Raw genomic sequence first — 25,716 nt, 5'->3', positions numbered from 1 at the left:
CGCTGCGGACGGTTTCGCATAGGCAAAGGCCCTTGTGCCTGCGAAAAAGGAGGTCGGACTTGATCACCACTTGGCTGCTGTCTGGTCTTGGGCTGTTGATTCTGCTGCTTGCAGGCGATGCGCTTGTGCGCGGTGCTGTGAACCTGAGCTTGCGTCTGGGTGTTCCGGCGTTGATTGTCAGCCTGACGATAGTGGCCTTCGGAACGTCTGCACCCGAGTTGCTGATCGCCATCAGCGCATTGAAAGAGAACGCTCCCGGTATTGCGCTGGGCAACGTTGTCGGATCGAACACGGCCAACATCCTGTTGGTTCTTGGACTGCCCGCATTGCTGGCTACGATTCACACCAGTGAATGTGACAGCCGCAGGAATTACGTCTTCATGCTGCTGGCGACGGTTCTGTTCATCGGGCTGGCTTTTAGCGGAACATTCACATTCTTCAGCGGTCTGATCCTGCTGGCGGCGTTGAGTCTTGTCCTGATGACTGCCTTTCGTGAGGCGAAAGCACATCGCAAGGCCTGTGGTGAGGCTTGCGCGGATGATGACGAGCTTGAAGGCTTGGAGGAAGCCGACCCTGACATGCCCTACTGGAAGGTATCGATTTACCTGATCCTGGGGTTGGTGGGGCTTCCGATGGGTGCGCACTTGCTTGTCGACAACGCGACCGTCATCGCAAGAACCTATGGGGTCAGTGAAACGGTCATCGGCCTGACCCTGATCGCGGTTGGAACCTCTTTGCCCGAACTGGCGACGACGCTTATGGCCGCATTGCGCAGACAGGCCGATGTCGCGCTGGGCAACGTGATCGGTTCGAACATGTTCAACCTTCTGGCCATCATCGGGATCGCAACCTGGTTCGGGCGCATTCCGGTCGATCCGGAATTCCTTCGGTTCGATCTGTGGGTCATGCTGGGCGCATCGCTGCTGCTGGTTCCGTTTGTATTCCTCAAACGCGACATCTCGCGCGTCTGGGGGATGGTGTTGACTTTCCTTTATGTGCTTTACGTCATCGTATTGCTGGTGTGATCTGACCAAACGAGGTGAAGAATGACCCGAGCCCTAGTCACCGGCGCCGGTATTCGTCTGGGCCGGGCCATGGCACTGTATCTGGCAGATCGAGGTTTCGATGTGGCCGTGCATTACGCCTCATCCGAAGGTCCGGCGCAGGAGACGGCGGCAGAGGTACAGGCCCTGGGCCGAAAATCCGTGACCCTGAAGGCCGATCTGCTGGATGAAGCTCAGGTTCAGGCGCTGCTGCCCAAAGCGGTTGAGGCGCTGGGCGGGCCGATCACGTGTCTGGTGAACAACGCTTCGATCTTCGAATACGACAACATCCGCACGGCAACCCGGCAAAGCTGGGATCGACATCTCGACAGCAATCTGCGCGCGCCCTTTGTGCTGACGCAGGCCATGGCCGGTCAGGGGCTGAGCGCCGGAACAGATGAAAATGGCGAACCGCTTGCAACCGGCCTCATCGTCAACATGGTGGACATGCGTGTGCGTAAACTGACGCCCGAGTTCATGTCATACACCATCGCAAAAATGGGTTTGTGGACGCTGACCCGAACGGCGGCGCAGGCGTTGTCTCCGGCGATCCGTGTCAATGCGATCGGGCCGGGCCCAACGATGCAGGGCCACCGCCAAAGCGAAGAACATTTCCAGGCACAGCGTTCAAATACCGTTTTGGAGCGGGGATCCAACCCGTCTGACATAACCGCTGCGCTTGGGTACTTTCTGGATGCACACGCGGTCACCGGACAGCTTTTATGTGTGGACGGCGGTCAGCATCTGGGTTGGAAAACTCCGGATGTTCTGGGTGTAGAATAAGTAATTCTGCTGCAAGTTTTGCACCGCTCTCAATCGTGTTACATGTGCGTTACAAAAATGTCTTTTTTTTCATACACTTGCTAAGTATGCAAAAAAATAATGTTTAAAAACAAACACTTGATAAGTTGCCTATTTTTTGTGCAAGTAAAGGAAAAGGCAAGGAAACAAGGGGATTTCTGATCTTCCGGAATTTTATCTTCACACTTATCCACAGAAACCGTGGATTTGTTTTCTCTTGATCTGACAAGCGTGAGATTGCAGCCATTGCCAGAGAATCATATCTCAGGATCATGACCACCGACAGCGAATCATCCCCCACCGGCTATGCCTGCATTCAGCGTTATGTAAAAACGCTGGACAGTTCTCCGGGCGTTTACCGCATGCTCGATACAGACAGCCGGGTTCTGTATGTCGGCAAAGCCCGAAATCTCAGGGCACGGGTGTCGAATTACACACGGCCGGGTCATTCGGGGCGGATCGAAAAGATGATCGCCGCGACGGCCTCGATGATGTTCCTGACCACGCGAACCGAGACCGAGGCCCTGCTGCTTGAGCAGAACCTGATCAAGCAGCTCAAGCCGAAATACAATGTATTGTTGCGGGATGACAAAAGCTTTCCGAACATACTGGTCGCCAAGGATCATGACTTTCCGCAGATCAAGAAACACCGAGGGGCGAAGAAGGAAAAAGGTGCTTATTTCGGCCCTTTCGCCAGTGCCGGTGCGGTGAACCGGACGTTGAACCAGTTGCAAAAAGCGTTCCTGCTGCGCAACTGCTCGGATTCGATGTTCGACAGCCGAACGCGGCCATGCCTTCTGTATCAGATCAAACGGTGTTCCGGGCCGTGTGTCGGCCTGATCTCAGAGCAGGATTACCGTGAAAGCGTGAAGGACGCCGAACGCTTCCTGTCGGGCCGCTCGACCAAGGTGCAAGAGGAACTGGCCGAGCAGATGATGGCCGCATCCGAGGCGATGGAGTTCGAACGCGCCGCAGGTCTGCGTGACCGCATCCGGGCTCTGACGCAGGTGCAGACCTCTCAGGGCATCAACCCGCGCGGTGTGGCCGAGGCGGACGTGATCGGCCTGTATATGGACAGCGGTCAGGCCTGCGTGCAGGTGTTTTTCATCCGTGCGAACCAGAACTGGGGCAACAAGGATTTCTATCCCCGCGTCGGCCCGGATGTTTCACCTGCCGAGGTGATGGAGGCCTTTCTGGGCCAGTTCTATGACAACAAGGAGCCGCCGCGTCAGCTGATCCTGTCGGACGGAATCGAAAATGTGGATCTGATGCAGGACGCGCTGACTGAGAAAGCCGGGCGCAAGGTCGAAATCCTTGTGCCGCAGCGTGGCGAAAAACAGGAACTTGTTGCCGGTGCCTTGCGCAACGCGCGCGAGGCTTTGGCCCGCCGCATGTCGGAAAGTGCCACGCAGGCCAAGTTGCTGCGCGGGCTGGCCGAGGCGTTCGATCTGGATGGTCCGCCTGGACGGATTGAGGTCTATGACAACTCTCATATTCAGGGCACCAATGCTGTCGGCGGCATGATCGTGGCCGGCCCCGAGGGGTTCATGAAGAACGCTTACCGCAAGTTCAACATTCGCGGTGATGACCTGACACCGGGTGACGACTTCGGCATGATGAAAGAGGTGCTGAACCGCCGCTTCACCAGACTGCACAAGGAAGACCCGGACCGCGACAAAGGGCTGTGGCCCGATCTGTTGCTGATCGATGGCGGTGCCGGGCAGGTAAGTGCGGTGCATCAGATCATGGTCGAACATGGGGTCGAAGACATTCCCATGGTCGGCGTCGCCAAGGGGGTCGACCGCGACCACGGCAAGGAAGAGTTTCACCGGATCGGCCAGCGCCCCTTTGCGCTGAAACGCAACGACCCTGTGTTGTATTTCATTCAACGCCTCAGGGACGAAGCGCACCGGTTCGCCATCGGCACCCATCGTGCGAAACGCGCCAAGGCCGTGGGTGCAACGCCGTTGGATGAAATCCCAGGGGTAGGGGCTGCGCGCAAGCGTGCTCTGTTGACCCATTTCGGCAGCGCCAAAGCCGTCAGCCGGGCCAATCTGGCCGATCTGAAAGCGGTCGAAGGAATCTCGGCCGGGTTGGCGCAAAAGGTTTACGATTTCTTCCACGACAAGGGCTAGGCCTGCCGGCCCCGCCACAGGATATAAAGACCCGACGCGACGATCAGCGCGCTGCCGATCCACATGTTGGGATCCAGCCTCTCGCCAAACATGGCTACGCCAAGCCCGATGCCAAACAACAGCCGGGTGTATCTGAACGGGGTCACGGCGGACACTTCGCCGGTGCGCATCGCCTTCATCAGCGACGCATAGGCCATTACGCCCATCAGCACCGCACCGATCAGATGCAGGCTGGTGTGAAGGCCAACCGGTGCAATCGGCGCGCCCTCCCAGAACCGATAGGCCACGCCGGCCACGATGATGCTGAGGAAGCCGTAGAACCCCAGGACTTCGGTTCCAAGCGTGGCAGGTGCTGCGCGGCTGGCCAGATCACGTCCGGCAAATCCCAGCATTCCCAGCACCGCCAGTATCGACAGCAGCGAAAAGCTGTCTCCGGTGGGTTGCAGGATGACGACAACGCCGATCATGCCGACAAAGATAGCGCTCCAACGCCGCCAACCGACTGTCTCGCCGAAGAACAACGCGGCGCCTGCTACAACGACCAGAGGCGTGGCTTGCAGAATCACCGTGGCCGAGGACAACGGCGTTAGTGCGATGGCCAGAACATAGAACAACCGACCAAAGACCTCGAACAGCACCCGAATTTTCATCGGGCGGGACAGAACGTCAGGTTGCAGCAGCCGCTGCCCGCGGGCCCGGGCCACCGCAGCGAAAATCACCGACCCGCCCGCGCCGAAAAAAACCAGGACCTGCCAGATCGGCAGCGCGGCTGAGGCTGCCTTCAGCAACGCATCCTCCAGCGCAAAACCGGCCATCGCGGCAACCATCCAGAGGCTGCCAATCATGTTTGACCGTGTGTCGGTTTGAATATGCGCTGTCATCTGGTACTTTCCGGCTGGGCTTGCGCGGCAATCTGACCGCAAAGCCGGGAAAGGCCAAGAGGTACTGTTCTGAGACGTCGGGCCTGCGGCGCTTTGACCAAGCGTTTGTGAGTGATGCAGTTTTTTGTCTGATTGGCTTTTCTGTCCCGGACCGGCGATATAGGGTCCAAGCCATGAAGTGGAATTTACCTAATCTCCTGACCGTCCTGCGCCTGCTGGCCGCGCCCGGGCTGGCAGTCATGTTTCTGTATTTCACCCGTCCCTATGCGGACTGGTTTGCACTGATCCTGTTCCTGTCAGCGGCGATTACCGATTGGTTCGATGGGTATCTGGCCCGCGCATGGAAGCAGGAGACCAAGATCGGAGCGATGCTGGATCCGATCGCCGACAAGGCCATGGTGGTGATCGCGCTTATGATCCTTGTGGGCTATTCGACCGAGCACTGGACGCCGTGGCTTGTCCTTCCTGCAACCGTGATCCTGTTTCGCGAAGTCTTTGTCTCGGGCCTGCGGGAATATCTGGGCGATGTGGCCGGGACGCTCAAAGTCACCAAACTGGCCAAATGGAAGACCACGGCCCAGATGGTCGCCATCGCGGTTCTGTTTTCGCAGGGTATCTTCGAGCACTATGCCGTGATGGCAAGTTTTGGCATGGATGCCGAGCTGGTCGAGCAAATCATTGCGGGTCAGGTCGAAGACGTGAACCACCTGCGTCTGAATGTCGATGGTATGTATTGGGCGGGTCAGGTCGGGCTGTGGCTGTTGTGGATTGCGGCAACGCTTACATTGATCACTGGCTATGACTATCTACGTAAGGCCATGCCTCATCTGAAGGAGAGCTAACCGATGGATGTTCTGTATTTCGCCTGGGTGCGCGAACGCATCGGCTTGCCAAAGGAAAAGGTCGAAACGCAAGCGGCCACGGTCGGCGATCTAGTGGCTGAACTGAGCGCTCGGGAAGAGCGCTATGCAGTGGCATTTGCCGATCTGTCCGCGCTGCGCGTTGCGTTGGATCAGGAGTTGTCGGATTTCGATGCGTCGCTGGCAGGTGTTCGGGAAGTTGCGTTTTTCCCACCGATGACGGGCGGTTGACCGATGCGGATCGCGGTTCAGGAGGAGGCATTTGATCTGGGGGCCGAGGCCAATGCCTTTGCCGCCGGGGATGATTCCAACGGCGCCATCGTCACCTTCACCGGCGTTGTGCGTGATCTGGCGAGCGGTGATCTGGATGTGATGGAGATCGAGCACTATCCCGGTATGACCGAACGCGCCCTGACCAAGATCGCCGAAGAGGCGCAGGCGCGTTGGGCATTGGGCGATGTGCTGGTGATTCACCGCCATGGACGTCTGGCCCCGGGCGACAAGATCATGATGGTGGCCACCGCTGCACGGCATCGCAAGGATGCGTTCGAGGCGGCGGAGTACCTGATGGATTACCTGAAATCCCGTGCTCCCTTCTGGAAGAAAGAAATCACCCGGTCGGGTGCGGAATGGGTTGCCGCCAAGGATGAGGATGAAGACGCGCTGACCCGGTGGTGAGGATGCGTCGAGCGGGCGGATCGGCTGTCGCGGCCTTATTTCGGCAGATCATTGAACGGGCAAACATCGTCTTCGAACGTAACTCTCTTGCGGCGGAACATGGCACCCTCAACGCATTCCGGGTCGCTGATCCTGTCCATGCGGAAATGCCGAAAATCATCTCGCTGCGGATCCCAGGCAACCAGGTACCAGAGCGGTGGCAGGATCAGCATAGCTTGCGGTTCAACTTCGCGAAAACTCTGGACACCTTTGGCGTCGCGATAACCAAAGCGCAGGTAAAGCCGGTTCAGAAACACCTGTTCGAAGGCGGGCAGAAGGGCCGCATCCATGGGTCCGAGGTCTGACAGGTTCTGCTGAGGCGACAATTGTCCAACGTAGAGGCAATCGAGAAAGCGACGCAGATCGCGCACTCGGTCCGCTGGCAGGGATTTTTCGATCTTGGCCAGACCTGCATCCGCCAGATCCGAGAACGGCAATGCACGTGCCGCCCGCATTGACGCCACGCCGAGCAGCAGGGCAAAAACCTCGGTTGCCGACAACCGGGCGGTTGTTTGGACGGATTGCGGATCAAGTTGCAGCCCGCCACCCCGGCCACATTCGGAATAGATTACAAATCCCTGATCACGCAGTGCAGCGATGTCGCGCAGGATGGTGCGGCGCGAGACGCCGACCTCTGCGGCCAGCGCATCTACGGTGGAACTGCTGTTGCGTCGTAGGATACGGGCGATGGCGTCTTGTCTGGTCGCGGCTTTCATTAGCCCAACCTAGCATATTCAGTGACAAAATTTGGCACTAATACCGTCTAGACCTGTCCTTGCACCTCAGCAAGGATTTCGAACATGACACTTGAAAAACAAAATCTCGAAACGACCCTGCGTCCTCAGATCGTCAATCCCGGACACCTCCACGACCCATCCCCGAACGGCTATAGCACCGCCGTTGTAACCCCGGGCGCCGGTCGGTTGGCCTTTGTCTCGGGTCAGGGTGGGCAGGATCAAACCGGAGCGTTGTCGCCGGATTTCGGCGCGCAGGTCGAACAGGCCTATACCAATCTCAAGGCGGTGATCCACGCGCTTGGGGCGCAGTGCGATCAGGTTGTGAAGTTGACGGTTTACGTGGTGGACCACGACTTGTCGAAACTCGGCCTGCTGACCGACGCCGTCAAACGCGTGTTTGGAGATACTCTGCCAGCGCAAACCCTGGTTCCGGTGCCAAAGCTGGCAATCGAACCGATGCTGTTCGAAGTTGAGGCTGTCGTTTACCTGAACTGATACTGTAGCGTCTAGTCGGCGTTGTTGATCCGACCGCGCATTTCCTCGGCCTCTTGCCGCGCGGCCCGCAGACCGTCCATGGCTGCGGCCAGTTCTGCCTCTGTCTGGGTCAGCTGGTTGGTCAGCTCGGCTTCACGTTGCTGAAGATAGGTTATGGCCTGATCGCGGGTTTCTTCCGCTTCGTGCAGTTCCTGGCTCATGCGATCCAGATCGGCAACGTCGCTTTGGCGGACGCGGGACAGGCGGTGTGCCAGCCAGTTGGCAAACCAGCCCATGCAGAAGGCCGCAAACAGGATGACGGCTGTGGCAATGATGAATTCGGTTCTGTTCAACTTACTGGTCCTCTGCGTCCGTGTCTGGTGCGGTCGATTCGGTCTGATCCGTTTCAGGCGCGTCAGCCTCAGCCCCAGCCTCGGCCTCAGCCTCGAGCGCTTCGAGACCTGTTTCGGAGGCTTCGACCGGCTCGGGACGGATCAGCCGGAACTCGATCCGCCGGTTGGCTTCGCGGCCTTCTTCGGTGTCGTTGTCCGCGATGGGCTGTGTTTCACCATATCCAACGGCAGTGTAGCTGCTGGTGGGAATGCGCCGCCCGCGCAGCTCGTTCAGAATCGATTGCGCCCGTGCCTGGCTGAGCTGCTGGTTCATCTCTTCGCGGCCCTGGCTGTCGGTATGGCCCTGGATCTCCAGCCGGATCGGCCCGCAGTCGCGCAGGATGTCGGCGATCTGGTTCACCGTATCGCGCGAGTCGGATGCGATCGTCGCTGATCCGGGTTCGAACGCAATTTTGCTGACGGTCTGGATTTCGGCGATCTGCGCTTCGCAGACTTCAGGATCGGGCAGCGCGTCTTCGGGCTCTGGCGGAGGCTGATAGGTGATCGTCAGGGTGAATTCCTGCCCTTCGCCCAGCTTGTCCGACAACTGACCTGCGATACGGGCCTTGGCATCCTCTTCATGGCTGAGGCCGGTCAGTTCGACCGAGCCTGGTGTTACGGTCAGGGCCCCGTTGTGAAGCTGGGCCAACGCCTCGAGGCCGGCCAGAACACGCACCGGCCAATCTGCCGGAAGCCCCGGCGCGATGCGGGTCGCGGTATAGACCTGATCCGAGCCGAAGGCCGCGCGGGCATAGCTGTCGACCATGTCCCGCAACGTTTCATCCCCCAGGCGCCCTCGTAGTTGCACAAGCCCTTCGGGGCTGCGGGTCGCCGAGAACTCGACGGGTCCGGTCTGTTCGCTGGTTTCAGGTTCCGGCAGCACGGCATGCAGGGCAAAGACCTGAGGCAACGCTGTTTCAAGTTCACCTACAACCCGGTCGAACAAGGCTGGATCCGTGCCTTGCGCCGCAACCAGGGTGATGTCCGCATCCGACATCGTGACCGAGCCTTTGCCGATTCTGGCCAGTGCCTGAATGCTCTTCTCGGCGGCTTCGGGCCAGCGTGGCGAGGGCTCGCCCAGACCGATGGTGCAGGAATATGTTCCCGACAAGCCGGCATCGCGCGCAGCGGTCACGATCCGGTCGCGTGCTTTTGCATCTTGTGCCGAGCAGGCGTCAAATTGCCCACCGTCTTCGTTGATCAGAAAACGCAGCGTAAAGGGCGTTATGACGGGACGAGGTGCCGAGATCGCCAGCCCGATCCGCAGGCTAGGCGGCGCGGCGCGGGTCAGATCGCGTTCGAGACGTTGTTTTTCCTGTTGGCTGTCCGCAATGGCAGTGATTTTGACCAAATCGGCGTTTGCGGAAATTTTGGCACGTGGCAGGCTGGCCAGCGCCTCGATGGCATATGATATCGCGGCATCCCAACCGTCGGGCTTGGGGTAATCCGCGGTTTCCATCAGGTCTGAAACTGCGATGTTGCGGTCGAGGTTGCCCAGCCTTCTGATCAGGGCATCTCTGTCTTCGCTGGCCGGGATCAGGCCGATGATCGAGATGCCGTGATCGTTGCGCAGAATTTCCGCCGAAAAGCGCGGCGGCGCCAGGGCAGAGGTCGCTTCAACCTCCATTTCATCGATTACGCGGGACGCATCGACCTCGGTTCCGGCTGCGGTCAGTGCGTTGAACCGTGTCGCCTCATCGGGTGCAATCCCGGTCAGGACCACGCGTAAGCCGTCCGACTCGACCTCGGCCCAGTCGTGCCCTTTGAGGTCAAGCGCCCGGCGCACGGCGAATTCCGATGTCTCTTCGATCTTTGTGACGGCATAGCTGGCTGCCAAAAGCGACAGCCCGGCTGATACAAGAAAGATCAGGGAAACAACGATAAAATACGGCAGACGCATATTTGGGTTTGACACTCCTCAGGCGGTTGGGCCGATCTTTACAGGCCACGTTCAGCAGGTGCAATCAGAGCAACAGGGCGACGCAGAGGAAGATCAGCGGAATCAAGCCAGTGTCGCGGTTGACCCTGAACAATTGCAACAGCCTGGCATTGTCTTCGATGTCCAGCGCGCGGAGTTGCCACATCATGTGCCAGCCCATTGCCCAAGGCCCACAGAGCGCAACACCCAATGCCAGCATCGAGGTCTCCGGCACCCCTGCATCGACGATGGCCAGCCCCATCAGCGACACGGTCGCCACCAAAAAGTACTTCAGCCACCGCGCTGTATCGGCTCCGAACAGACGAGCGGTTGATTTGATGCCGATCAGTTCGTCATCCTCGGCATCCTGATGCGCATAGATGGTATCGTAGAACAGGGTCCACGCGATTCCAGACAGGTAAAGCGTCACCGCAGGCCACCCCACGGAACCGCTATGCGCCGCCCAGGCCAGAAGGGCGCCCCAGTTGAAGGCCAGCCCCAGAAACACCTGAGGCCACCAGGTAAATCGTTTGGCAAACGGATAGATCGTCACGGGCAACAGGGACAGAACACCCATTGCGATTGCCGCCTGATTGAAGCTGAGAAGGATACCAAGCGCCAGAATGCATTGCAGGATCATCCAGACCACGGCCTGCCGGACACTGACCTGACCCGACGGAATCGGGCGCGAGCGTGTGCGTTCGACCTGCCCGTCGAATTCCCGGTCCGTAATGTCATTCCACGTGCAACCGGCGCCCCGCATCAGAAAGGCCCCAAATGCGCATCCCAAGGCGATCCACAGATCTTCCCAACGCGGCTGACCATCGTGCAGGATCGCCAGCGCCAGCCCCCACCAACAGGGAATCAGCAGCAGCCATGTCCCGATGGGCCGGTCCGCGCGGCTGAGGCGCAGATAGGGGCGGGCAAAGGCCGGGGCGTGGGTGTCGACCCAGTTGCCGCTGACGGCATCGGCGACTTGACCATCTGGTGTTGGGGCATTGCCTTGCATATGTAGGGTCTCATGAGTGCGAAGATCAGACTGTATGTAGAGCAGCCCTTGGGTCAGGGGCAATCGGTTCCTTTGACGCGCGACCAGGCGCACTACCTTTTTGGTGTCATGCGCCTTGCGGTCAAAGGGCAGGTCGCCCTGTTCAACGGGCAGGACGGAGAGTGGTTGGCCGAAGTCTCCGAAGCGGGAAAACGCGGCGGGACGCTAACCTGCCTTGAACAGACGAAACCGTTGCAGCTGCCGCCCGATCTGTGGTTCCTGTTCGCGCCCATAAAAAAGGCCCGCACCGATTTCATCGTGGAAAAAGCCGCCGAAATGGGCGCGGCGCGTATCCTGCCGGTGCAGACCGAGTTCACCAATTCCGAACGCATTCGTCAGGACCGCCTGCAGGCCCATGCCGTCGAGGCGGCCGAGCAGTGTGGCGGAACCTTCGTGCCTGAGGTTGCCGAATTGCAGCGGTTGGATCGGCTGCTGGATGCATGGCCCGAAGATCGGCAACTGATGTTCTGCAACGAAGCCGAGGTTGGATCGGCCCTGCGATTGGCCGCCAATGAAAAAGGACGGCCCTGGGCGATTCTCATCGGCCCAGAAGGCGGGTTTTCGGACCAGGAACGCGCGCGTCTGACAGGGTTGCCTTTCGCGCATGTGGTCAGCCTTGGCCCTCGTATCCTGCGGGCCGACACGGCAGCGGTGGCTGCATTGACCATGTGGCAGCAGGCGCTGGGGGATTGGGCGTGATCCAAGAAGCCTCGCCGTCTGATGCCCCGGCCATTGAGGCGTTTTTGGCCAAACATCCCGATACTTCCATGTTTCTGCGCAGCAACCTGTTGGCGCACGGGATTGGATTTGGAGACGATGACCACTCCACCCGGTTCTTCATTTGGGGGCAGGATCGCATCCAAGGCGTATTCGGCCTGACCAAAAAGGGCTACCTGATGGCGCAACTGCCCGATTGTTCGCCAGAGGCAGCTCAGGCCTTTGCGGGTCGGATCGCAGGACAGACCGTACTGGGCATGACAGGGGCTGCACAACAGGTTGAGATGATCTTGGACGCGCTAGGGCTTGGACAGGCCGGTTATCGCCTGCATCATGATGAACCCCTGTACCGCCTGGATCTGGGCGAAATCCCAGAGGCACCGATTCCATTTCGCGCCCTGTCCGAGGCAGACCGGCCGTTACTGACGCGTTGGTTTGCGGATTACTTCGAGGATACTGACCAGGCCAAAGGGCAAGAGGCGCGTGAAATGGCCTCAGATCGGATCACCACCGATATTCAATCAGGCAGGGCGATTGTCATGCTGGAAGACGACGCCCCCGTAGCCATGGCCGCCATCAATGCATCAGTCCGGGATCAGGTTCAGGTCGGCGGTGTATTCGTGCCGCGCGAGAACAGAAACTGTGGGCTCGGACGCAAGGTCACAACGGCTGTGCTGCAAAAGGCGAGGACCGAGGGCGCGAACAAGGCCATCCTGTTCGCCAACAATCCACCTGCCGCGCGAGCCTATGAGGCGATGGGGTTTCAGCAGATCGGCTGGTATCGGATCGCCCTGTTGCAAACACCACAAAAGGTGCTGTCATGAGTTTCATCCGACCCGAGGCAAAACTGGCCCTGTGGCGCTGGCGCGAAGTGCTGGTAGCCGGGTTTGTCCTGATCCTCGGTCTCAGCTGGATCGACGGGCCCGGTGGTCTGCTGGGGTGGATCGGCTGGCTGCTTGTCGCTGTCGCAATCGCCCTGGCGGTGATCGGGGTGCAGCGCGCAAGGTTCAGAACCGGCACTGGCGGACAGGGTGTCGTGACCGTCGATGAAGGTCAGATCACCTATTTCGGCCCACTGGATGGCGGCATCATCGCCACGTGCGAGATTGAGCGGCTGGCGCTCGATCCGACCTCGACGCCGGCGCATTGGGTGTTGGAACAACCGGGTCAGGCGGTGCTTCACATTCCTGTGAATGCGGAAGGGGCCGAGGCGCTGTTCGATGTCTTCTCGGCGCTGCCGGGCCTGAAAACCGAGCATATGCTGGCCGAACTGAACGGTGGATCGGCCCATCCGGTCGTGATTTGGGAGCGTACGTCCTCGCGCCCTCCACACCTTCGGCTGCATTGACACTGGCGCGGTTTGCCCCCACGACTGGCCAAAAGACAGACACATTAGGATCGGAGCACGGGTCTCATGTCCATCCCCCAGTCCGGCGGCGGACCAATCGAACGCCATGAGCAATTGGCCGAATATCTGGAGTCGGGCTGCAAGCCCAAGGCAGACTGGCGCATCGGCACCGAGCATGAGAAATTCGGCTACTGCAAAGACACGCTGAAACCGTTGCCGTTTGAGGGTGCGCGATCCATCGTGGCGGTGTTGGAGGGCCTGCGCGACCGGCACGGTTGGGCCGAAGTCCGTGAAGCGGGTCATCTGATCGGTCTGGAAAAGGATGGCGCCAATGTCAGCCTGGAGCCGGGCGGCGCGCTGGAGCTGTCGGGTGCTCCGCTCGAGACCATCCACGAAACCTGCGATGAGGTGAACACCCACCTGCGCGAGGTGAAGGACATCGCTGATGAGATCGGCGTGGGTTTCATCGGTCTGGGCGCGGCACCGACCTGGACACATGAGGAAATGCCGCTGATGCCCAAGGGGCGGTATCGGCTGATGAACGACTATATGGAAAAGGTCGGCACCATGGGCCGCGCCATGATGCGACGGACCTGCACGGTTCAGGTCAACATCGATTTCGGGTCCGAGGCCGACATGGTGCAGAAACTGCGCGTGGCGTTGGCCTTGCAGCCGGTGGCAACGGCGTTGTTTGCGAACTCGCCCTTTTTCGAAGGCAAGGTAAATGGCCAGAAAAGCTGGCGCAGTTACATCTGGCGGCATCTGGACGATGCGCGTACGGGCATGCTGCCTTTCGTGTTCGAAGACGGCTTCGGGTTCGAGCGCTACGTGCAATACGCGCTCGATGTTCCGATGTATTTTGTCTATCGCGATGGCCAGTACATCAATGCGCTGGGCATGTCGTTCCGCGACTTCCTGAAAGGCGAACTGCCCGCTCTGCCGGGTGAAACGCCCACGCTCAGCGATTGGGCCGACCACCTGACCACCGCCTTCCCCGAGGCGCGGATCAAGAAATTCATGGAAATGCGCGGGGCCGATGGCGGCCCATGGCGTCGTCTGTGTGCCTTGCCCGCCTTCTGGGTTGGCCTGACTTACGATCAAACGGCCCTGGACGCGGCCTGGGATCTGGTCAAAGGCTGGGATACCGAGACCCGCGAGGCGCTGCGTGTCGCGGCTGCCAAAGACGGTCTGCAAGCGAAGGTCGGCACCATCAACATGCACGATCTGGCGCGTGAGGTTGTGGCGATCTCCGAAGCCGGCCTGAAAGCCCGCGCCTATCCCGGTGCCGGTGGACTGGTTCCGGACGAGACCCATTTCCTCAACGCGCTCAAGGACAGCATCCAAAGCGGGAAAGTGCCTGCGGATGAGTTGCTGGAACACTACAACGGCGACTGGAACGGTGATCTGACCCGGATTTTCCCCGAATACAGCTATTGATCCGCCCGGTCCCGCTTGCATTCGCGGGGCTGGCCCGATAGCAGGTTGGCGACCAAATTCAGAGGGCGTCATGGACGATCTTAAGGCAAAATATCTGGGCCAAATCGCCGAGGCAGGCGACGAGAACGCGCTTGAGGCGATCCGTGTCGCCGCCGTGGGCAAAAAAGGCGAGGTCGCGCTGAAGATGCGCGAGTTGGGCAAAATGACGCCCGAGGAACGCCAGGTGGCAGGCCCCGCGCTGAATGCCCTGAAGGATGAGATCAACTCGGCCCTGTCCGCCAAAAAGGCCGCTCTGGCCGATGCCGCGCTGGATGAACGTCTGCGCACCGAATGGCTGGACGTCACGCTGCCGACCCGCGCGCGTCGTCAGGGCTCGATCCACCCGGTCAGCCAGGCGACCGAGGAACTGACCGCGATCTTTGCCGAACTGGGCTTTTCGGTGGCCGAAGGGCCGCGGATCGAGACCGACTGGCACAATTTCGACGCGCTGAACATCCCCGGCCACCACCCCGCGCGGGCCGAGATGGACACGTTCTACATGCACCGTGCCGAAGGCGACAATCGCCCGCCGCATGTGCTGCGGACGCACACATCCCCTGTGCAGATCCGGTCGATGGAGAAACAGGGCGCGCCGATCCGCGTCATCTGTCCGGGCGGCGTCTATCGCGCCGACTATGACCAGACCCACACGCCGATGTTCCATCAGGTCGAAGGGCTGGCCATCGATAAGGACATCTCGATGGCGAACCTGAAATGGGTTCTGGAAGAATTCGTGAAGGCGTTCTTCGAGGTCGACGATGTCGAACTGCGCTTCCGCGCCTCGCACTTCCCCTTCACCGAGCCGTCGGCCGAGGTCGATATCCGCTGTTCCTGGGATAACGGCCAGCTGAAGATCGGCGAGGGTGACGACTGGATGGAGATTCTGGGCTCGGGCATGGTCCACCCCAAGGTGATCGCCGCCGGTGGCATCGACCCCGAGGTCTATCAGGGCTTTGCCTTTGGCATCGGTATCGACCGTCTGGCGATGCTGAAATACGGCATCCCGGATTTGCGGGCGTTTTTTGACAGTGATCTGCGCTGGTTACGGCACTATGGATTTGCGGCGCTGGATATGCCGAACCTGCATGGTGGTTTGAGCCGGTAAGTGTACCCGTTGGGTTTATTTCTGGCGCGTTATGTCGATTGGTGCAAAAGGCGCGCCAAAGGTATTCGGTTGTGGCAAATATTTGGATTGTTCACGCTCTCATTTGTCGCAATGCTCTTGGTTTTCGGGTTTGGCGGGGAGTTGTTCGGCTACTTGTTCACAGTCGTAGTTGTTCTTCCTGTAATGCACTTTTTGCAAATCGCCGGGGACGTTTGGTTAAAGGACAAAACTCGCCGCCAAGACGAGAATGAGCAGCTTCAGAAGACTAGAAAGCTCTTGAAAGATTTCCGGAAGTAGAATGCGCGGAGCAAAGGCCGATAGGCCGCCGCGCTATCGCCAGACCGCCCGTACGGGCTGGCGATTTGTCTCCGCAAGTACAACGCTCGAACAGCGCGCGGAATTGGCAATCATAAACCGCCCAACTCAAACCACGGATCGCCACCCCGCGGTCTGGCGACAGCGCGGCTTGTCACAATCTCGCACGGGGTTGTGACGTGACAGCGGGCGCAGGCTCGTTAGGGTTCGGCAGATGATTTACCGACTGCTTTGCCTTCTCCTGCTGACCGCCACCCAAGCCGTTGCCGTGGATACCTGCCACGGTGATACCGCCTGTCAGGTCGGGGACCGCTCGTATCATGTGTTGGAGCCGGATGGGTGGGACGGCGAAACGCCTCTGCCGGTGTTGCTGCATTTCCACGGTTGGGCGCGGCAGGGGACCGTGGTGGTGAACCACGAGCGCATCGCCGGAGCCACAAAGCTGCGCGGTGTGCTGCTGGTGGCTCCGAACGGGTTGGGCAAAAGCTGGGATTTCTGGACCTCGGACACGGGCGACGTGCCTTTTGCTGATCGGGTGCTTGAGGATGTAGCCCAACGCTATCCGATTGACCCGGATCGTATCTATGTCTCGGGCTATTCCTTTGGCGGCGCGATGGCGTGGCGTTATGTCTGCCAGTCGGGCAATGACACTGCCGCGCTCTTGGGCATTGCAGGCACCATTCGTCAGACTGAGCACTGCCCGCAGGCCCCGGCCGAGGTGCGCCATGTGCACGGAACCAGCGATACCGTAATGGACTTCCCCTTTGGCCCGGGAGGGGACACGACCTATCCGGTGGCGCTGTGGCGGCAGAAATTCGGCTGCGAAACAGCGACGCCGCGTGGCGATTGGAGCGTGGTGCCGATCCTGACGCTCAGCCGGGTGGAGTGGACCGATTGCACGCAGGGGCAGGTTTCACTGGACACGCATCCGGGTGGGCATTTCATCCCACACGGCTGGATCGGACGGCAGCTGGACGAGCTTTTGGGCCGCACCCCTACCTATCCGTGACGCAGGGCGCTTGCACCCCGGCCCATTCTTTGTCATTGCCTGTGCCGACTGGATGTTTGCCCAAAAAGGCCTGTAGCAATGAAATTCACTCTGTCCTGGCTGAAAGACCACCTCGACACCGATGCGTCGGTTGATGAGATCACTGAGGCGCTGACCGACCTTGGCCTTGAGGTCGAAGAGGTCATCAACCCGGCTGACAAGCTCAAGGACTTTACGCTGGGCTATGTGAAACACGCGGAAAAACACCCTGACGCCGACAAGCTGCGTGTCTGCAAGGTGGACACGGATGAAGGCGAGTTGCAGATCATCTGCGGCGCGCCAAACGCCCGCGAAGGGATCACTGTCGTCGTCTGTAAACCGGGCATGTATATCCCCGGTCTGGACCTGACGATCAGCGTCGGCAAGATCCGCGGCGTCGAAAGCTTTGGGATGATGGCTTCCGAGCGCGAGCTGGAATTGTCGGACGAACATGACGGCATCATCGAATTGCCCTCGGGCGAGGTCGGTGACAGGTTCGTTGATTGGCTTGCCGAGAATGACCCGTCGAAAATCGATCCCGTGATCGAGATCGCAATCACTCCCAACCGGCCCGATGCGCTGGGCGTGGAAGGCATCGCGCGTGATCTGGCGGCGCGTGGGATCGGCACTTTGAAACAGCGCGACTACGTGCCGGTGCCCGGAGATTTCGAAAGCCCGATCAAGGTGACGATTGACGACGACACGCTGGACGGCGCGCCGCATTTCACCGGCCGTCTGATCCGTGGTGTGAAGAATGGCCCCAGCCCGCAATGGTTGCAGGATCAGTTGAAGGCGATTGGTCTGCGTCCGATTTCGGCGCTGGTGGATATCACCAACTATATGACCTTTGACCATAACCGCCCGCTGCATGTGTTTGACGCGGACAAGGTGCAGGGCAACCTTCGCGTTCACCGCGCCAAAGGCGGTGAAACCCTGGTGGCGCTGGACGAGAAGGAATACACGCTTCAGCCCGGCATGATGGTTATTTCCGATGACAAAGGCCCGGAATCCATCGCAGGCATCATGGGCGGTCAGGAAACTGGCTGCACCGAGGATACTGTGAACGTCTTCCTGGAAAGCGCGTTCTGGGATCATGTGCAGATCGCGCTGACGGGTCGGGCGCTGAAAATCAATTCGGACGCGCGGTATCGGTTCGAACGCGGCGTGGACCCTGAATACACGCTGGAAGGGCTCGAGCACGCAACCCAGTTGATTCTGGACATCTGCGGCGGCGAAGCGTCCAAAGTGGTCGAGGCGGGCAAAGCGCCGAACCACGCGCGTGCGTACAAGCTGGATGCCGAACGGGTGCAGTCTCTGGTCGGGATGGACATTCCCGAAAGCGAGCAGCGTCAAACGCTGACCCGTCTGGGTTTCCGTCTGGAGGGCGAGATGGCCCACGTGCCCAGCTGGCGCCCCGATATCATGGGTGAGGCCGATCTGGTGGAAGAGGTCGCACGGATCGCCTCGTTGACCAAGTTGCAGGGCAAACCCTTGCCGCGTGTCACCGATGGTATTCCCAAGCCGGTGATGACACCGACGCAGCGCCGCCAGTCCATGGCGCGCCGCACCTGCGCCGCGCTGGGTTACAACGAATGCGTCACCTATACGTTCATCGATCAGGCTTCGGCTGCTTTGTTCGGTGGCGGGGATGACGCGACCATGCTTGAAAATCCGATCTCGTCCGAGATGAGTCACATGCGCCCCGATCTGCTGCCCGGATTGTTGCAGGCCGCAGCCCGCAATCAGGCACGCGGATACGCCGACGTCGCCCTGTTCGAGGTTGGCCCCGTTTTCCATGATGGCGAACCCGGCGAGCAGAAAACCCAGATCGCCGGCCTGCTGGTTGGCCGCAACGGCCCCAAGGATGTGCACGGGGCCTCGCGCCCGGTGGATGTCTTTGATGCCAAGGCGGATGCCGAGGCCGTTCTTGCGGCGATCGGAGCACCGGCCAAGGTGCAGATTCTGCGCGACGGCGATGCCTGGTGGCATCCGGGTCGTCACGGCAAGATCTGTCTGGGTCCCAAAAAGGTGCTGGGTGTTTTTGGTGAGCTGCACCCGCGCGTGTTGCAGGCGATGGATATCAAGGGTCCGGCAATGGCCTTTACGATCTGGCCTGACGAGGTTCCCTTGCCCCGCAAGTCCGGCGCCACACGTGCCGCATTGGAATTGCGTGACTTGCAAGCGGTTGAACGTGACTTTGCCTTTGTCGTTGATGACAACGTCGAGGCGCTGACATTGGTGAACGCGGCGGCAGGTGCCGACAAGGCGCTGATCGAAGATGTACGTGTCTTTGACGAATTCATCGGCGGCAGCCTAGGTGAAGGTAAAAAATCGTTGGCCATAACGGTACGTTTGCAGCCGACAGAGCAGACGCTGAAGGAAAAGGACATCGAAGCGGTGGCCGAAAAGATCATCGCCAAGGTCACCAAGGCAACCGGCGGTGTTCTGCGGGGCTGATGCAGGACCGCCTCCGGCGGGAGTATTTCAGAAAAGATGAAGGGGCGGTGGCGCCCTTTCCGTGTTTACGGAGGACGAAAGATGCTGAACGTGTACCTCTCTGGCGAAATCCACACCGATTGGCGCGAACAGATCATCGACGGCGCGCAGGGGTTGGACATCACATTCAACAGCCCGGTGACGGACCACGCGGCCAGCGACGATTGCGGCGTTGCCATTCTGGGGGAAGAGCCGAACAAATACTGGCATGACCACAAGGGGGCGATGGTCAACGCGATCCGGACCCGAAAGGGCATTTCGGATGCCGACGTGGTGGTTGTCCGGTTTGGCGACAAGTACAAACAGTGGAACGCAGCTTTTGATGCGGGCTATGCCGCAGCGCTGGGTAAATCCATCATCGTGCTGCACGGTCCCGAGCATCAGCACGCGTTGAAAGAAGTGGATGCAGCCGCGCTGGCCGTGGCGGAAAAGCCCGCGCAGGTTGTCGAAATCCTGCGGTATGTGCTGACGGGTGCACTGCCGGGCTGAGCTTTGCGAAGAGGGTGCCAATTTTGGCACCCCGTCGATTGCGAAGCAGATCAAGCGCGTGCGGGTATGGCCTTGCCGCGCTGCACCGCCGGACGTTGCATGAAACGGTCGACATAGGCGACGACATTGGCGTAGCCGTCCCAGCCGACAACCTCTTTCGCGCCGTAGAAGTCCAGAGCATTCAACCAGGGGGCAAGAGCGATATCGGCGATGGAGTAATCGCCGGCGATCCAGTCTTTCCCTTCCAGTTGCGTGTTGACCACGTTCAAAAGGCGTTTGGCCTCGTTGATATAGCGTTCGCGCGGTCGGGGGTCTTCGATTTCGCTGCCCGCGAATTTGTAGAAAAAGCCAAGCTGGCCAAACATTGGCCCCACGCCCCCCATTTGGAACATCAGCCATTGGGTAATGCGATGCTTGTCTGCTGCGCTTTGTCCCAGCAACTTGCCTGATTTCTCGGCCAGATACAGCAGGATTGCCCCGCTTTCGAACAGGGCCAGCGGCTCACCGTCCGGCCCGTTGGGATCGATGATGGCTGGGATTTTGTTGTTTGGGTTCAGCGACAGAAACATGGGGCTTTTGACGTCCGCATCCGACAGCGTCACCAGATGGGGCTCATAGGGCAGGCCGGTTTCCTCCAGCATGATCGACGCCTTCACGCCGTTTGGAGTCGGATAGGAATACAGTTGAATCCTGTCCGGGGATTGCGCGGGCCAGCGCGCCATGATCGGATGCGGTTCGTTGTCCAGCATTGGGGGGCTCCTGTTTGGCTGTCCCTGTAAAAGCTAGGGGCCACGCCTGATTTATTTAAGCCCTTGGCGATGTGCATTTCCGGTCAGGCCGTGTTTTCTGACGAACAAAGGGGAAATCCCACGAAACTCGCACCTAGACCGGAAGCCAAACTTGGCTCACAATCTGGTGACCCCCGCGAAAACCTCGCGGGTTTCTTGCTGTTGAAAGGAGATGGGCGTGGATGAGGTCGTAACACAGGTGGGTGCATTTGCCCCGCTGATCATGAGTGCCGTCAAGGCGCTTGTCGTTCTGATCCTGGGCTGGATCGTGGCTGGTGCAATCGGGGGCATGGTTCGCCGCCGGATCAATTCGACGCCGCATATTGATCCGACGCTTGGGAACTTTATGGCAAGCCTGGTCAAATGGGCCATTCTCGCCATGGTTCTGGTTGCGGTTCTAGGCATCTTCGGAATTGAAGCCACCAGCATCGTCGCCATTCTGGGTGCTGCGTCCCTGGCTATCGGCCTGGCGCTGCAAGGCACACTCAGCGATCTGGCGGCCGGTGTGATGCTGGTTGTCTTCCGGCCCTACAAGCTGGGACAATTTGTTGATATCGGCGGCACGTCGGGCACCGTAAAGGACCTGAACCTGTTCACCACCGAACTGGTGACGCCGGACAACGTGCAGATCATTGTTCCGAACGGTCAGGCATGGGGCTCGATTATCACGAACTACTCTGCCCATGACACGCGTCGTGTCGATCTGGTATTCGGAATCGACTATGGTGACAGCGCTGACAAAGCCATGCAGATCATTCTGGATGTGGCCAAAGCGGACAGCCGCATTCACAGCGACCCGGAACCCTGGGTTCGGGTAACGAACCTGGGTGACAGTTCGGTGGATCTGACAGCACGGCTGTGGTGCTCGGCGCCAGACTATTGGGATGTCAAATTCGAGCTGACGAAAACGATCAAGGAAGCCTTTGACGACAAGGGTATTTCGATCCCTTACCCTCATTCTGTGGAGATCCAGAAACAGGGGTGACGGCTCCCGCCCGTCGATCGGGCATTCGAAAATGCCCTCCTCCCGTTGGGCCGGGCACCGCGCAAGGGCGCGGTGCCCTTTTCTTTGTTCAAACCATCGCTTTGAGTCCAACCGCGCCACGCCTGTGGCGTGGCGCTATGCCCAACGCTGGAAACCGCTTTTCAAAAACGATTTCAGGGGCAGGAGTGGTTACGACTTGACGATCACGTTGGGCGAGACGACGTCAATACCAAGGGCCTTGCCGACCGCATAGTAGGTCAGCTTGCCAGCGTGGACGTTCAGACCTTCCAGCAGATGCGGATCGTCCTGACACGCCTGTTTCCAGCCTTTGTCCGCCAGAGACAGCATGAACGGCATTGTTGCGTTGCCCAGGGCGATGGTCGAGGTGCGCGCCACCGCGCCCGGCATGTTGGCAACGCAGTAGTGCATGATGCCGTCGACGTCGTAGATCGGGTCGGCATGGGTGGTGGCTTTCGACGTTTCGAAGCACCCGCCCTGATCGATGGCAACATCGACAAGAACGGCACCGGGTTTCATCGTCGACAGCTGGGCGCGCGAGACAAGTTTTGGGGCCGCAGCGCCGGGGATCAGAACGGCACCGATGACCATATCGGCATCCTGGATCAGCTCGGCCGTGGCACCTGCGGTCGAATACTGGTTCTTGAAGGTGCCGCCAAAGACGTCGTCCAGATAGCGCAGCCGCGGCAAAGAGCGATCCAGAACGGTGACATCCGCGCCCATACCGGCGGCGATCTTCGCCGCATGGGTTCCTACGACGCCGCCGCCGATTACGACCACTTTGGCAGGGCCGACACCGGGTACGCCACCCATCAGCACGCCGCGCCCGCCATTGGCCTTTTGCAGGGTCCACGATCCGACCTGAGGGGCCAGACGACCGGCGACTTCGGACATCGGTGCCAGCAGGGGCAGGCCGCCGTTCGCATCGGTCACAGTTTCATAGGCGATGGCAGTACAACCCGATTCCAGCAGGTCATGCGTCTGATCCGGGTCCGGAGCCAGGTGCAGATAGGTGAACAGCAGCTGCCCTTCGCGCAGCATCTTGCGTTCCACGGCCTGGGGTTCTTTGACCTTGACGATCATGTCGGCGGTGGCAAACACCTCTTCCGCAGTGTCGATGATACGTGCGCCAGCCGCGACATAGGCGTCGTTGTCAAATCCCGCGCCGATGCCTGCGCCGGATTCGATCAGGACTTCGTGACCACGTGCAACTGCTTCCTGAGCAGCATTGGGCGTCATCCCGACGCGGAATTCCTGAGGTTTGATTTCCTTGGGGCAACCGATTTTCATTGGGCTCTCCGTTCATAAGCTGCTTAAATTATGTGCATTTTGTCGCGCAATTTCTGTGAAAGAAAACGTGTCAATGCGTTTTTCTTTGGAAGAATTTCGCGCAATGTGTAAAAATATCGCAAAGGACTTGCGCAAATGAGCTTGGATACGACTGATCGAAAGATTCTGGCGGCACTGCAAAAAAACGGCAGGATGTCGAATTCGGAATTGTCTGAACAGGTCAACCTGTCTCCGTCGGCTTGCCACCGGCGTGTTCAGCGGCTGGAGGTTGAAGGCTACATTCGCAACTACGTGGCGCTGCTGGATGCGCGGAAGATGAACGTGCCGACAACGGTCTTTGTCGAGATCACGCTACAGGGTCAGGCCGAAGAGGTTCTGGATGCGTTTGAAAAGGCGGTAGCCCGGATACCGGATGTGCTGGAATGCCATCTGATGGCCGGTACGGCGGATTACATTCTGAAAGTTGTGGCGGAAAACACCGAAGATTTCGCCCGCATCCATCGGCAATACCTGTCGCGCCTGCCCGGGGTGGCGCAAATGCAAAGCTCGTTTGCCTTGCGTACCGTGTTCAAGACCACTGCCTTGCCCGTCTGATTGTCATAAAGACCCGGGATAGGTGAACAGAAAAAGGTGGGTCAGGTTGAACCCAAAATGCATCATCACAGGCACCCACAGGCGTTTGGTTGCATAGTATCCCAATCCGCAGGCCAGCCCGAGAATGGAAGCAAAAACCACCAGCGCCGTACCCCCGGCGACATGGGCCAGTCCGAACAGCAGGCTGGCTGCGATCACGCTGCAAGCGGCCCCGAAGCGCGAGGAGATGGCCGATTGCAGATAGCCACGAAAGAAGGCTTCTTCCGTCAGGCAGGTCAGAAACAGGTTGGACAGGGTAAATACCAGCCACCAGGGCGGGACCGAAAATTCCGGCTGCACCGCGCCAAAGGCAAGCCCCAACAGAAACAGCCCCGGCAAGAGCAGCAACCCTGCCAGCAAAGCCGTGCGTTTGATCTGCGTTTTGCCGCGCAGCATCCGGGGCCAGGCCAGAAGAACGGCAAAGAAGACCATCGGTTTGTCCAGGTTCAGATGCAGGGTGAAACTGGCGCTTCCCGCACCTGCCTGTACCTGATCCAGAATTTTCAAATTTTCGAATCCCGGCAGCAGATGAGCACCCATGACCAGGCACCACAGGATCAACAGCAGGTGTCCGGCGACAGCAGGCCACCCTTTCAGATGGGGCAGCAACAAAGCTCCGACCAGACCAAAGGCCACCGCGGCGATCGCCATGGGTGACATCAATCCTGTCGCCGAGGCAATGCTAATGAACAAAGCCAGCAACGAAAAGCCGATGCCTGTCCGCCGGGTCAGCACCATCAATTGCGCTGATATCAGAACAAGCCAGGGCCAGATCGCTGGCATCACGGAAAGAAGGAATGTCACAATCGCCTCGTCTTTGTCATGCGCACCGTGATGCCGCACCAAAACGAGGCAATGCAAGCAGCCATGGCCAAGCGCCGTGCATTGCGTCAATTCAGACGCTTGTATCCCGCGGGCCAGATGTACAAATTCAGGGGAAAGACCGTATACCCGCGCTGGACCTGATTTGTAGGCGTGACAACAGCCGCAGGACTCGTGACCCTCGCATCAATTCATCTGGTGACATCAGACGGCAACACGGGCCCGATATGGTCCGAACCCGAAGACCGAGAAGGAGCTGACCTTGGACAACGAAAACACTGGCGCCCCCAAAGACTGGCTGGAAGCCGAGCTGGAGGACACGCTGGACGAAGATTTCGAGATAGAATTCAGTGAGCCGATGCTGTCGATGGAAGTCCGCAAAATCTATCGGGAACAGCATCCGGATATGTTGGATCGCAAGGTTTACTTCCGCAACCTGCTGCGCCTGCAAGCCGAACTGATCAAGGTTCAGGACTGGGTACAGCATACCGGGGCCAAGGTTTGTATCCTGTTTGAAGGCCGTGACAGTGCCGGTAAAGGGGGCGTGATCAAGCGGATCACCCAGCGTCTGAACCCGCGCGTCGCGCGCGTGGTGGCATTGCCGGCACCCAGCCGCCGTGAGCAAAGCCAGTGGTATTTCCAGCGCTACGTACCGCATCTGCCGGCGGCGGGTGAAATCGTTCTGTTCGACCGCTCCTGGTACAACCGGGCCGGCGTCGAGCGAGTGATGGGTTTTGCGTCCGAGGACCAGGTTGAACAATTCTTTCAGGACGTTCCGGAATTCGAACGGATGCTGGTGCGGTCAGGGATCATTCTGCTGAAGTACTGGTTCTCGATCACGGATGAGGAACAGCAGTTGCGATTCCTCATGCGTATTCACGATCCGATGAAGCAATGGAAGCTGTCACCGATGGATCTGGAATCCCGCATCCGCTGGGAATCCTACACAAAGGCCAAAGAGGATATGCTTTTCCGAACCAATATTCCCGAGGCCCCGTGGTACATCGTCGAAGGCAATGACAAAAAACGCGAAAGGCTGAACTGTATCGAGCATCTTTTGACAAAAATCCCTTACGAGGACGTGCCTCAGGAAAAGGTCAATCTGCCCGATCGCAAGTACAACCCGGAATACGAACGCCGCGTTTTGCCGGATGAACTTTATGTACCAAAGATCTACTGAAGCAAAATCAGGCTCTGAGCC

The 25,716-nt window shown here is 59.3% G+C and carries 26 protein-coding genes; 18 read left to right on the top strand and 8 right to left on the bottom strand.

Annotated features, from left to right (window positions below; genetic code table 11):
- The first annotated feature begins 62 nt into the window (after window positions 1-62).
- From I9184_RS13185 to uvrC, 3 genes are all read left to right on the top strand, one after another.
- A complete protein-coding gene (locus I9184_RS13185) occupies window positions 63-1,025 on the top strand; it encodes a calcium/sodium antiporter (RefSeq protein WP_171635180.1) in 963 nt (320 codons plus the stop codon).
- A 21-nt stretch (window positions 1,026-1,046) separates the two neighbouring features.
- Entirely contained in the window at window positions 1,047-1,826 is a 780-nt protein-coding gene (locus tag I9184_RS13180) for an SDR family oxidoreductase (protein ID WP_171635099.1), read from the top strand.
- Between the two features lie 290 nt (window positions 1,827-2,116).
- Complete coding sequence (uvrC, locus tag I9184_RS13175) at window positions 2,117-3,979, top strand: excinuclease ABC subunit UvrC (protein WP_209834740.1); 1,863 nt, start codon at window positions 2,117-2,119, stop codon at window positions 3,977-3,979.
- Here uvrC and I9184_RS13170 read toward each other — a convergent pair.
- Complete coding sequence (locus tag I9184_RS13170) at window positions 3,976-4,860, bottom strand: DMT family transporter (protein WP_171724317.1); 885 nt, start codon at window positions 4,858-4,860, stop codon at window positions 3,976-3,978. The genes uvrC and I9184_RS13170 overlap by 4 nt on opposite strands.
- A 173-nt stretch (window positions 4,861-5,033) precedes the next feature.
- Between I9184_RS13170 and pgsA the strand changes: the two genes are divergently transcribed.
- From pgsA to I9184_RS13155, 3 genes are read left to right on the top strand one after another with little or no spacing between them, the layout of a single operon-like run.
- Complete coding sequence (gene pgsA, locus I9184_RS13165; RefSeq protein WP_117872882.1) at window positions 5,034-5,702, top strand: CDP-diacylglycerol--glycerol-3-phosphate 3-phosphatidyltransferase; 669 nt, start codon at window positions 5,034-5,036, stop codon at window positions 5,700-5,702.
- A 3-nt stretch (window positions 5,703-5,705) separates the two neighbouring features.
- On the top strand, window positions 5,706-5,951 hold the full coding sequence (gene moaD, locus I9184_RS13160; protein WP_209834739.1) for a molybdopterin converting factor subunit 1: 246 nt from the start codon (window positions 5,706-5,708) through the stop codon (window positions 5,949-5,951).
- Between the two features lie 3 nt (window positions 5,952-5,954).
- On the top strand, window positions 5,955-6,398 hold the full coding sequence (locus tag I9184_RS13155; protein WP_171635087.1) for a molybdenum cofactor biosynthesis protein MoaE: 444 nt from the start codon (window positions 5,955-5,957) through the stop codon (window positions 6,396-6,398).
- Window positions 6,399-6,433: 35 nt separating this feature from the next.
- On the opposite strand, the gene I9184_RS13150 is transcribed toward I9184_RS13155, so the two are convergent.
- Window positions 6,434-7,153 (bottom strand): WYL domain-containing protein, encoded by a 720-nt coding sequence (locus I9184_RS13150; RefSeq protein WP_209834738.1) that lies wholly within the window; start codon window positions 7,151-7,153, stop codon window positions 6,434-6,436.
- Between the two features lie 84 nt (window positions 7,154-7,237).
- On the opposite strand from I9184_RS13150, the gene I9184_RS13145 reads away from it, so the two are divergent.
- The gene (locus tag I9184_RS13145; protein WP_209834737.1) at window positions 7,238-7,669 is read left to right on the top strand and encodes a RidA family protein; all 432 of its coding nucleotides are present in this window, start codon (window positions 7,238-7,240) and stop codon (window positions 7,667-7,669) included.
- An 11-nt stretch (window positions 7,670-7,680) separates the two neighbouring features.
- On the opposite strand, the gene I9184_RS13140 is transcribed toward I9184_RS13145, so the two are convergent.
- The 3 genes from I9184_RS13140 to ubiA all read right to left on the bottom strand — a co-directional run bounded on the left by I9184_RS13140 (window position 7,681) and on the right by ubiA (window position 10,967).
- Window positions 7,681-8,001 (bottom strand): hypothetical protein, encoded by a 321-nt coding sequence (locus I9184_RS13140; RefSeq protein ID WP_117870533.1) that lies wholly within the window; start codon window positions 7,999-8,001, stop codon window positions 7,681-7,683.
- A 1-nt stretch (window position 8,002) separates the two neighbouring features.
- Window positions 8,003-9,940: an OmpA family protein gene (locus I9184_RS13135; protein WP_209834736.1), complete on the bottom strand. Its 1,938-nt coding sequence runs from the start codon at window positions 9,938-9,940 to the stop codon at window positions 8,003-8,005.
- Window positions 9,941-10,004: 64 nt separating this feature from the next.
- Window positions 10,005-10,967, bottom strand: coding sequence for a 4-hydroxybenzoate octaprenyltransferase (gene ubiA, locus I9184_RS13130; protein WP_209834735.1), 963 nt, complete (start codon window positions 10,965-10,967; stop codon window positions 10,005-10,007).
- A gap of 12 nt (window positions 10,968-10,979) precedes the next feature.
- On the opposite strand from ubiA, the gene I9184_RS13125 reads away from it, so the two are divergent.
- The 8 genes from I9184_RS13125 to I9184_RS13090 all read left to right on the top strand — a co-directional run bounded on the left by I9184_RS13125 (window position 10,980) and on the right by I9184_RS13090 (window position 19,979).
- Window positions 10,980-11,705, top strand: coding sequence for a 16S rRNA (uracil(1498)-N(3))-methyltransferase (locus tag I9184_RS13125; protein ID WP_171635083.1), 726 nt, complete (start codon window positions 10,980-10,982; stop codon window positions 11,703-11,705).
- Entirely contained in the window at window positions 11,702-12,547 is an 846-nt protein-coding gene (locus I9184_RS21125) for a GNAT family N-acetyltransferase (RefSeq protein WP_209834734.1), read from the top strand. The genes I9184_RS13125 and I9184_RS21125 overlap by 4 nt, the downstream gene beginning before the upstream one ends.
- Window positions 12,544-13,071 carry a hypothetical protein gene (locus tag I9184_RS13115; protein WP_209834733.1) on the top strand — a complete coding sequence of 176 codons (528 nt, stop codon included), beginning with the start codon at window positions 12,544-12,546 and terminating at the stop codon, window positions 13,069-13,071. Before I9184_RS21125 ends, I9184_RS13115 begins: the two co-directional genes overlap by 4 nt.
- Before the next feature lie 66 nt (window positions 13,072-13,137).
- Window positions 13,138-14,508: a glutamate--cysteine ligase gene (locus I9184_RS13110; RefSeq protein ID WP_152456747.1), complete on the top strand. Its 1,371-nt coding sequence runs from the start codon at window positions 13,138-13,140 to the stop codon at window positions 14,506-14,508.
- 70 nt (window positions 14,509-14,578) lie between these two features.
- Complete coding sequence (gene pheS, locus I9184_RS13105; RefSeq protein WP_171635078.1) at window positions 14,579-15,652, top strand: phenylalanine--tRNA ligase subunit alpha; 1,074 nt, start codon at window positions 14,579-14,581, stop codon at window positions 15,650-15,652.
- Window positions 15,653-16,181: 529 nt separating this feature from the next.
- Complete coding sequence (locus I9184_RS13100) at window positions 16,182-16,976, top strand: polyhydroxybutyrate depolymerase (RefSeq protein WP_171724308.1); 795 nt, start codon at window positions 16,182-16,184, stop codon at window positions 16,974-16,976.
- Window positions 16,977-17,054: 78 nt separating this feature from the next.
- A complete protein-coding gene (gene pheT, locus I9184_RS13095; RefSeq protein WP_209834732.1) occupies window positions 17,055-19,451 on the top strand; it encodes a phenylalanine--tRNA ligase subunit beta in 2,397 nt (798 codons plus the stop codon).
- 81 nt (window positions 19,452-19,532) lie between these two features.
- Window positions 19,533-19,979, top strand: a complete 447-nt coding sequence (locus I9184_RS13090) for a YtoQ family protein (RefSeq protein ID WP_171119768.1) — start codon at window positions 19,533-19,535, stop codon at window positions 19,977-19,979.
- A 50-nt stretch (window positions 19,980-20,029) separates the two neighbouring features.
- Here the strand turns inward: I9184_RS13090 and I9184_RS13085 are convergent, their stop codons facing one another.
- Entirely contained in the window at window positions 20,030-20,728 is a 699-nt protein-coding gene (locus I9184_RS13085; RefSeq protein WP_209834731.1) for a glutathione S-transferase N-terminal domain-containing protein, read from the bottom strand.
- Window positions 20,729-20,945: 217 nt separating this feature from the next.
- Here I9184_RS13085 and I9184_RS13080 point away from each other — a divergent pair, with 217 nt between their 5' ends.
- Window positions 20,946-21,752, top strand: coding sequence for a mechanosensitive ion channel domain-containing protein (locus tag I9184_RS13080; protein WP_171119766.1), 807 nt, complete (start codon window positions 20,946-20,948; stop codon window positions 21,750-21,752).
- A 189-nt stretch (window positions 21,753-21,941) separates the two neighbouring features.
- Here I9184_RS13080 and ald read toward each other — a convergent pair whose 3' ends face one another.
- Window positions 21,942-23,060, bottom strand: a complete 1,119-nt coding sequence (gene ald / locus I9184_RS13075; protein WP_152456755.1) for an alanine dehydrogenase — start codon at window positions 23,058-23,060, stop codon at window positions 21,942-21,944.
- A 135-nt stretch (window positions 23,061-23,195) separates the two neighbouring features.
- Between ald and I9184_RS13070 the strand changes: the two genes are divergently transcribed.
- Window positions 23,196-23,654, top strand: coding sequence for an Lrp/AsnC family transcriptional regulator (locus tag I9184_RS13070; RefSeq protein ID WP_152456756.1), 459 nt, complete (start codon window positions 23,196-23,198; stop codon window positions 23,652-23,654).
- A gap of 3 nt (window positions 23,655-23,657) precedes the next feature.
- On the opposite strand, the gene I9184_RS21120 is transcribed toward I9184_RS13070, so the two are convergent.
- The gene (locus tag I9184_RS21120; RefSeq protein ID WP_209834729.1) at window positions 23,658-24,497 is read right to left on the bottom strand and encodes a CPBP family intramembrane glutamic endopeptidase; all 840 of its coding nucleotides are present in this window, start codon (window positions 24,495-24,497) and stop codon (window positions 23,658-23,660) included.
- 274 nt (window positions 24,498-24,771) lie between these two features.
- Between I9184_RS21120 and ppk2 the strand changes: the two genes are divergently transcribed.
- The gene (gene ppk2, locus I9184_RS13060) at window positions 24,772-25,695 is read left to right on the top strand and encodes a polyphosphate kinase 2 (RefSeq protein WP_152456758.1); all 924 of its coding nucleotides are present in this window, start codon (window positions 24,772-24,774) and stop codon (window positions 25,693-25,695) included.
- Window positions 25,696-25,716 lie beyond the last annotated feature (21 nt).

The organism is Ruegeria sp. HKCCE3926 (assembly GCF_017872515.1).
GTDB lineage: Bacteria > Pseudomonadota > Alphaproteobacteria > Rhodobacterales > Rhodobacteraceae > Ruegeria.
The sequence above is the reverse complement of the archived record's forward strand: the minus strand, read 5'-3'. Positions and strand labels throughout refer to the sequence as shown.

Coding starts and splice junctions, on each gene's coding strand:
- I9184_RS13180 (WP_171635099.1), top strand. CDS start 1,047: ATGACCCGAGCCCTAGTCACCGGCGCCGGTATTCGTCTGGGCCGGGCC.
- uvrC (WP_209834740.1), top strand. CDS start 2,117: ATGACCACCGACAGCGAATCATCCCCCACCGGCTATGCCTGCATTCAG.
- I9184_RS13170 (WP_171724317.1), bottom strand. CDS start 4,860: ATGACAGCGCATATTCAAACCGACACACGGTCAAACATGATTGGCAGC.
- pgsA (WP_117872882.1), top strand. CDS start 5,034: ATGAAGTGGAATTTACCTAATCTCCTGACCGTCCTGCGCCTGCTGGCC.
- moaD (WP_209834739.1), top strand. CDS start 5,706: ATGGATGTTCTGTATTTCGCCTGGGTGCGCGAACGCATCGGCTTGCCA.
- I9184_RS13155 (WP_171635087.1), top strand. CDS start 5,955: ATGCGGATCGCGGTTCAGGAGGAGGCATTTGATCTGGGGGCCGAGGCC.
- I9184_RS13150 (WP_209834738.1), bottom strand. CDS start 7,153: ATGAAAGCCGCGACCAGACAAGACGCCATCGCCCGTATCCTACGACGC.
- I9184_RS13145 (WP_209834737.1), top strand. CDS start 7,238: ATGACACTTGAAAAACAAAATCTCGAAACGACCCTGCGTCCTCAGATC.
- I9184_RS13135 (WP_209834736.1), bottom strand. CDS start 9,940: ATGCGTCTGCCGTATTTTATCGTTGTTTCCCTGATCTTTCTTGTATCA.
- ubiA (WP_209834735.1), bottom strand. CDS start 10,967: ATGCAAGGCAATGCCCCAACACCAGATGGTCAAGTCGCCGATGCCGTC.
- I9184_RS13125 (WP_171635083.1), top strand. CDS start 10,980: ATGAGTGCGAAGATCAGACTGTATGTAGAGCAGCCCTTGGGTCAGGGG.
- I9184_RS13115 (WP_209834733.1), top strand. CDS start 12,544: ATGAGTTTCATCCGACCCGAGGCAAAACTGGCCCTGTGGCGCTGGCGC.
- I9184_RS13110 (WP_152456747.1), top strand. CDS start 13,138: ATGTCCATCCCCCAGTCCGGCGGCGGACCAATCGAACGCCATGAGCAA.
- pheS (WP_171635078.1), top strand. CDS start 14,579: ATGGACGATCTTAAGGCAAAATATCTGGGCCAAATCGCCGAGGCAGGC.
- I9184_RS13100 (WP_171724308.1), top strand. CDS start 16,182: ATGATTTACCGACTGCTTTGCCTTCTCCTGCTGACCGCCACCCAAGCC.
- pheT (WP_209834732.1), top strand. CDS start 17,055: ATGAAATTCACTCTGTCCTGGCTGAAAGACCACCTCGACACCGATGCG.
- I9184_RS13090 (WP_171119768.1), top strand. CDS start 19,533: ATGCTGAACGTGTACCTCTCTGGCGAAATCCACACCGATTGGCGCGAA.
- I9184_RS13085 (WP_209834731.1), bottom strand. CDS start 20,728: ATGCTGGACAACGAACCGCATCCGATCATGGCGCGCTGGCCCGCGCAA.
- ald (WP_152456755.1), bottom strand. CDS start 23,060: ATGAAAATCGGTTGCCCCAAGGAAATCAAACCTCAGGAATTCCGCGTC.
- I9184_RS13070 (WP_152456756.1), top strand. CDS start 23,196: ATGAGCTTGGATACGACTGATCGAAAGATTCTGGCGGCACTGCAAAAA.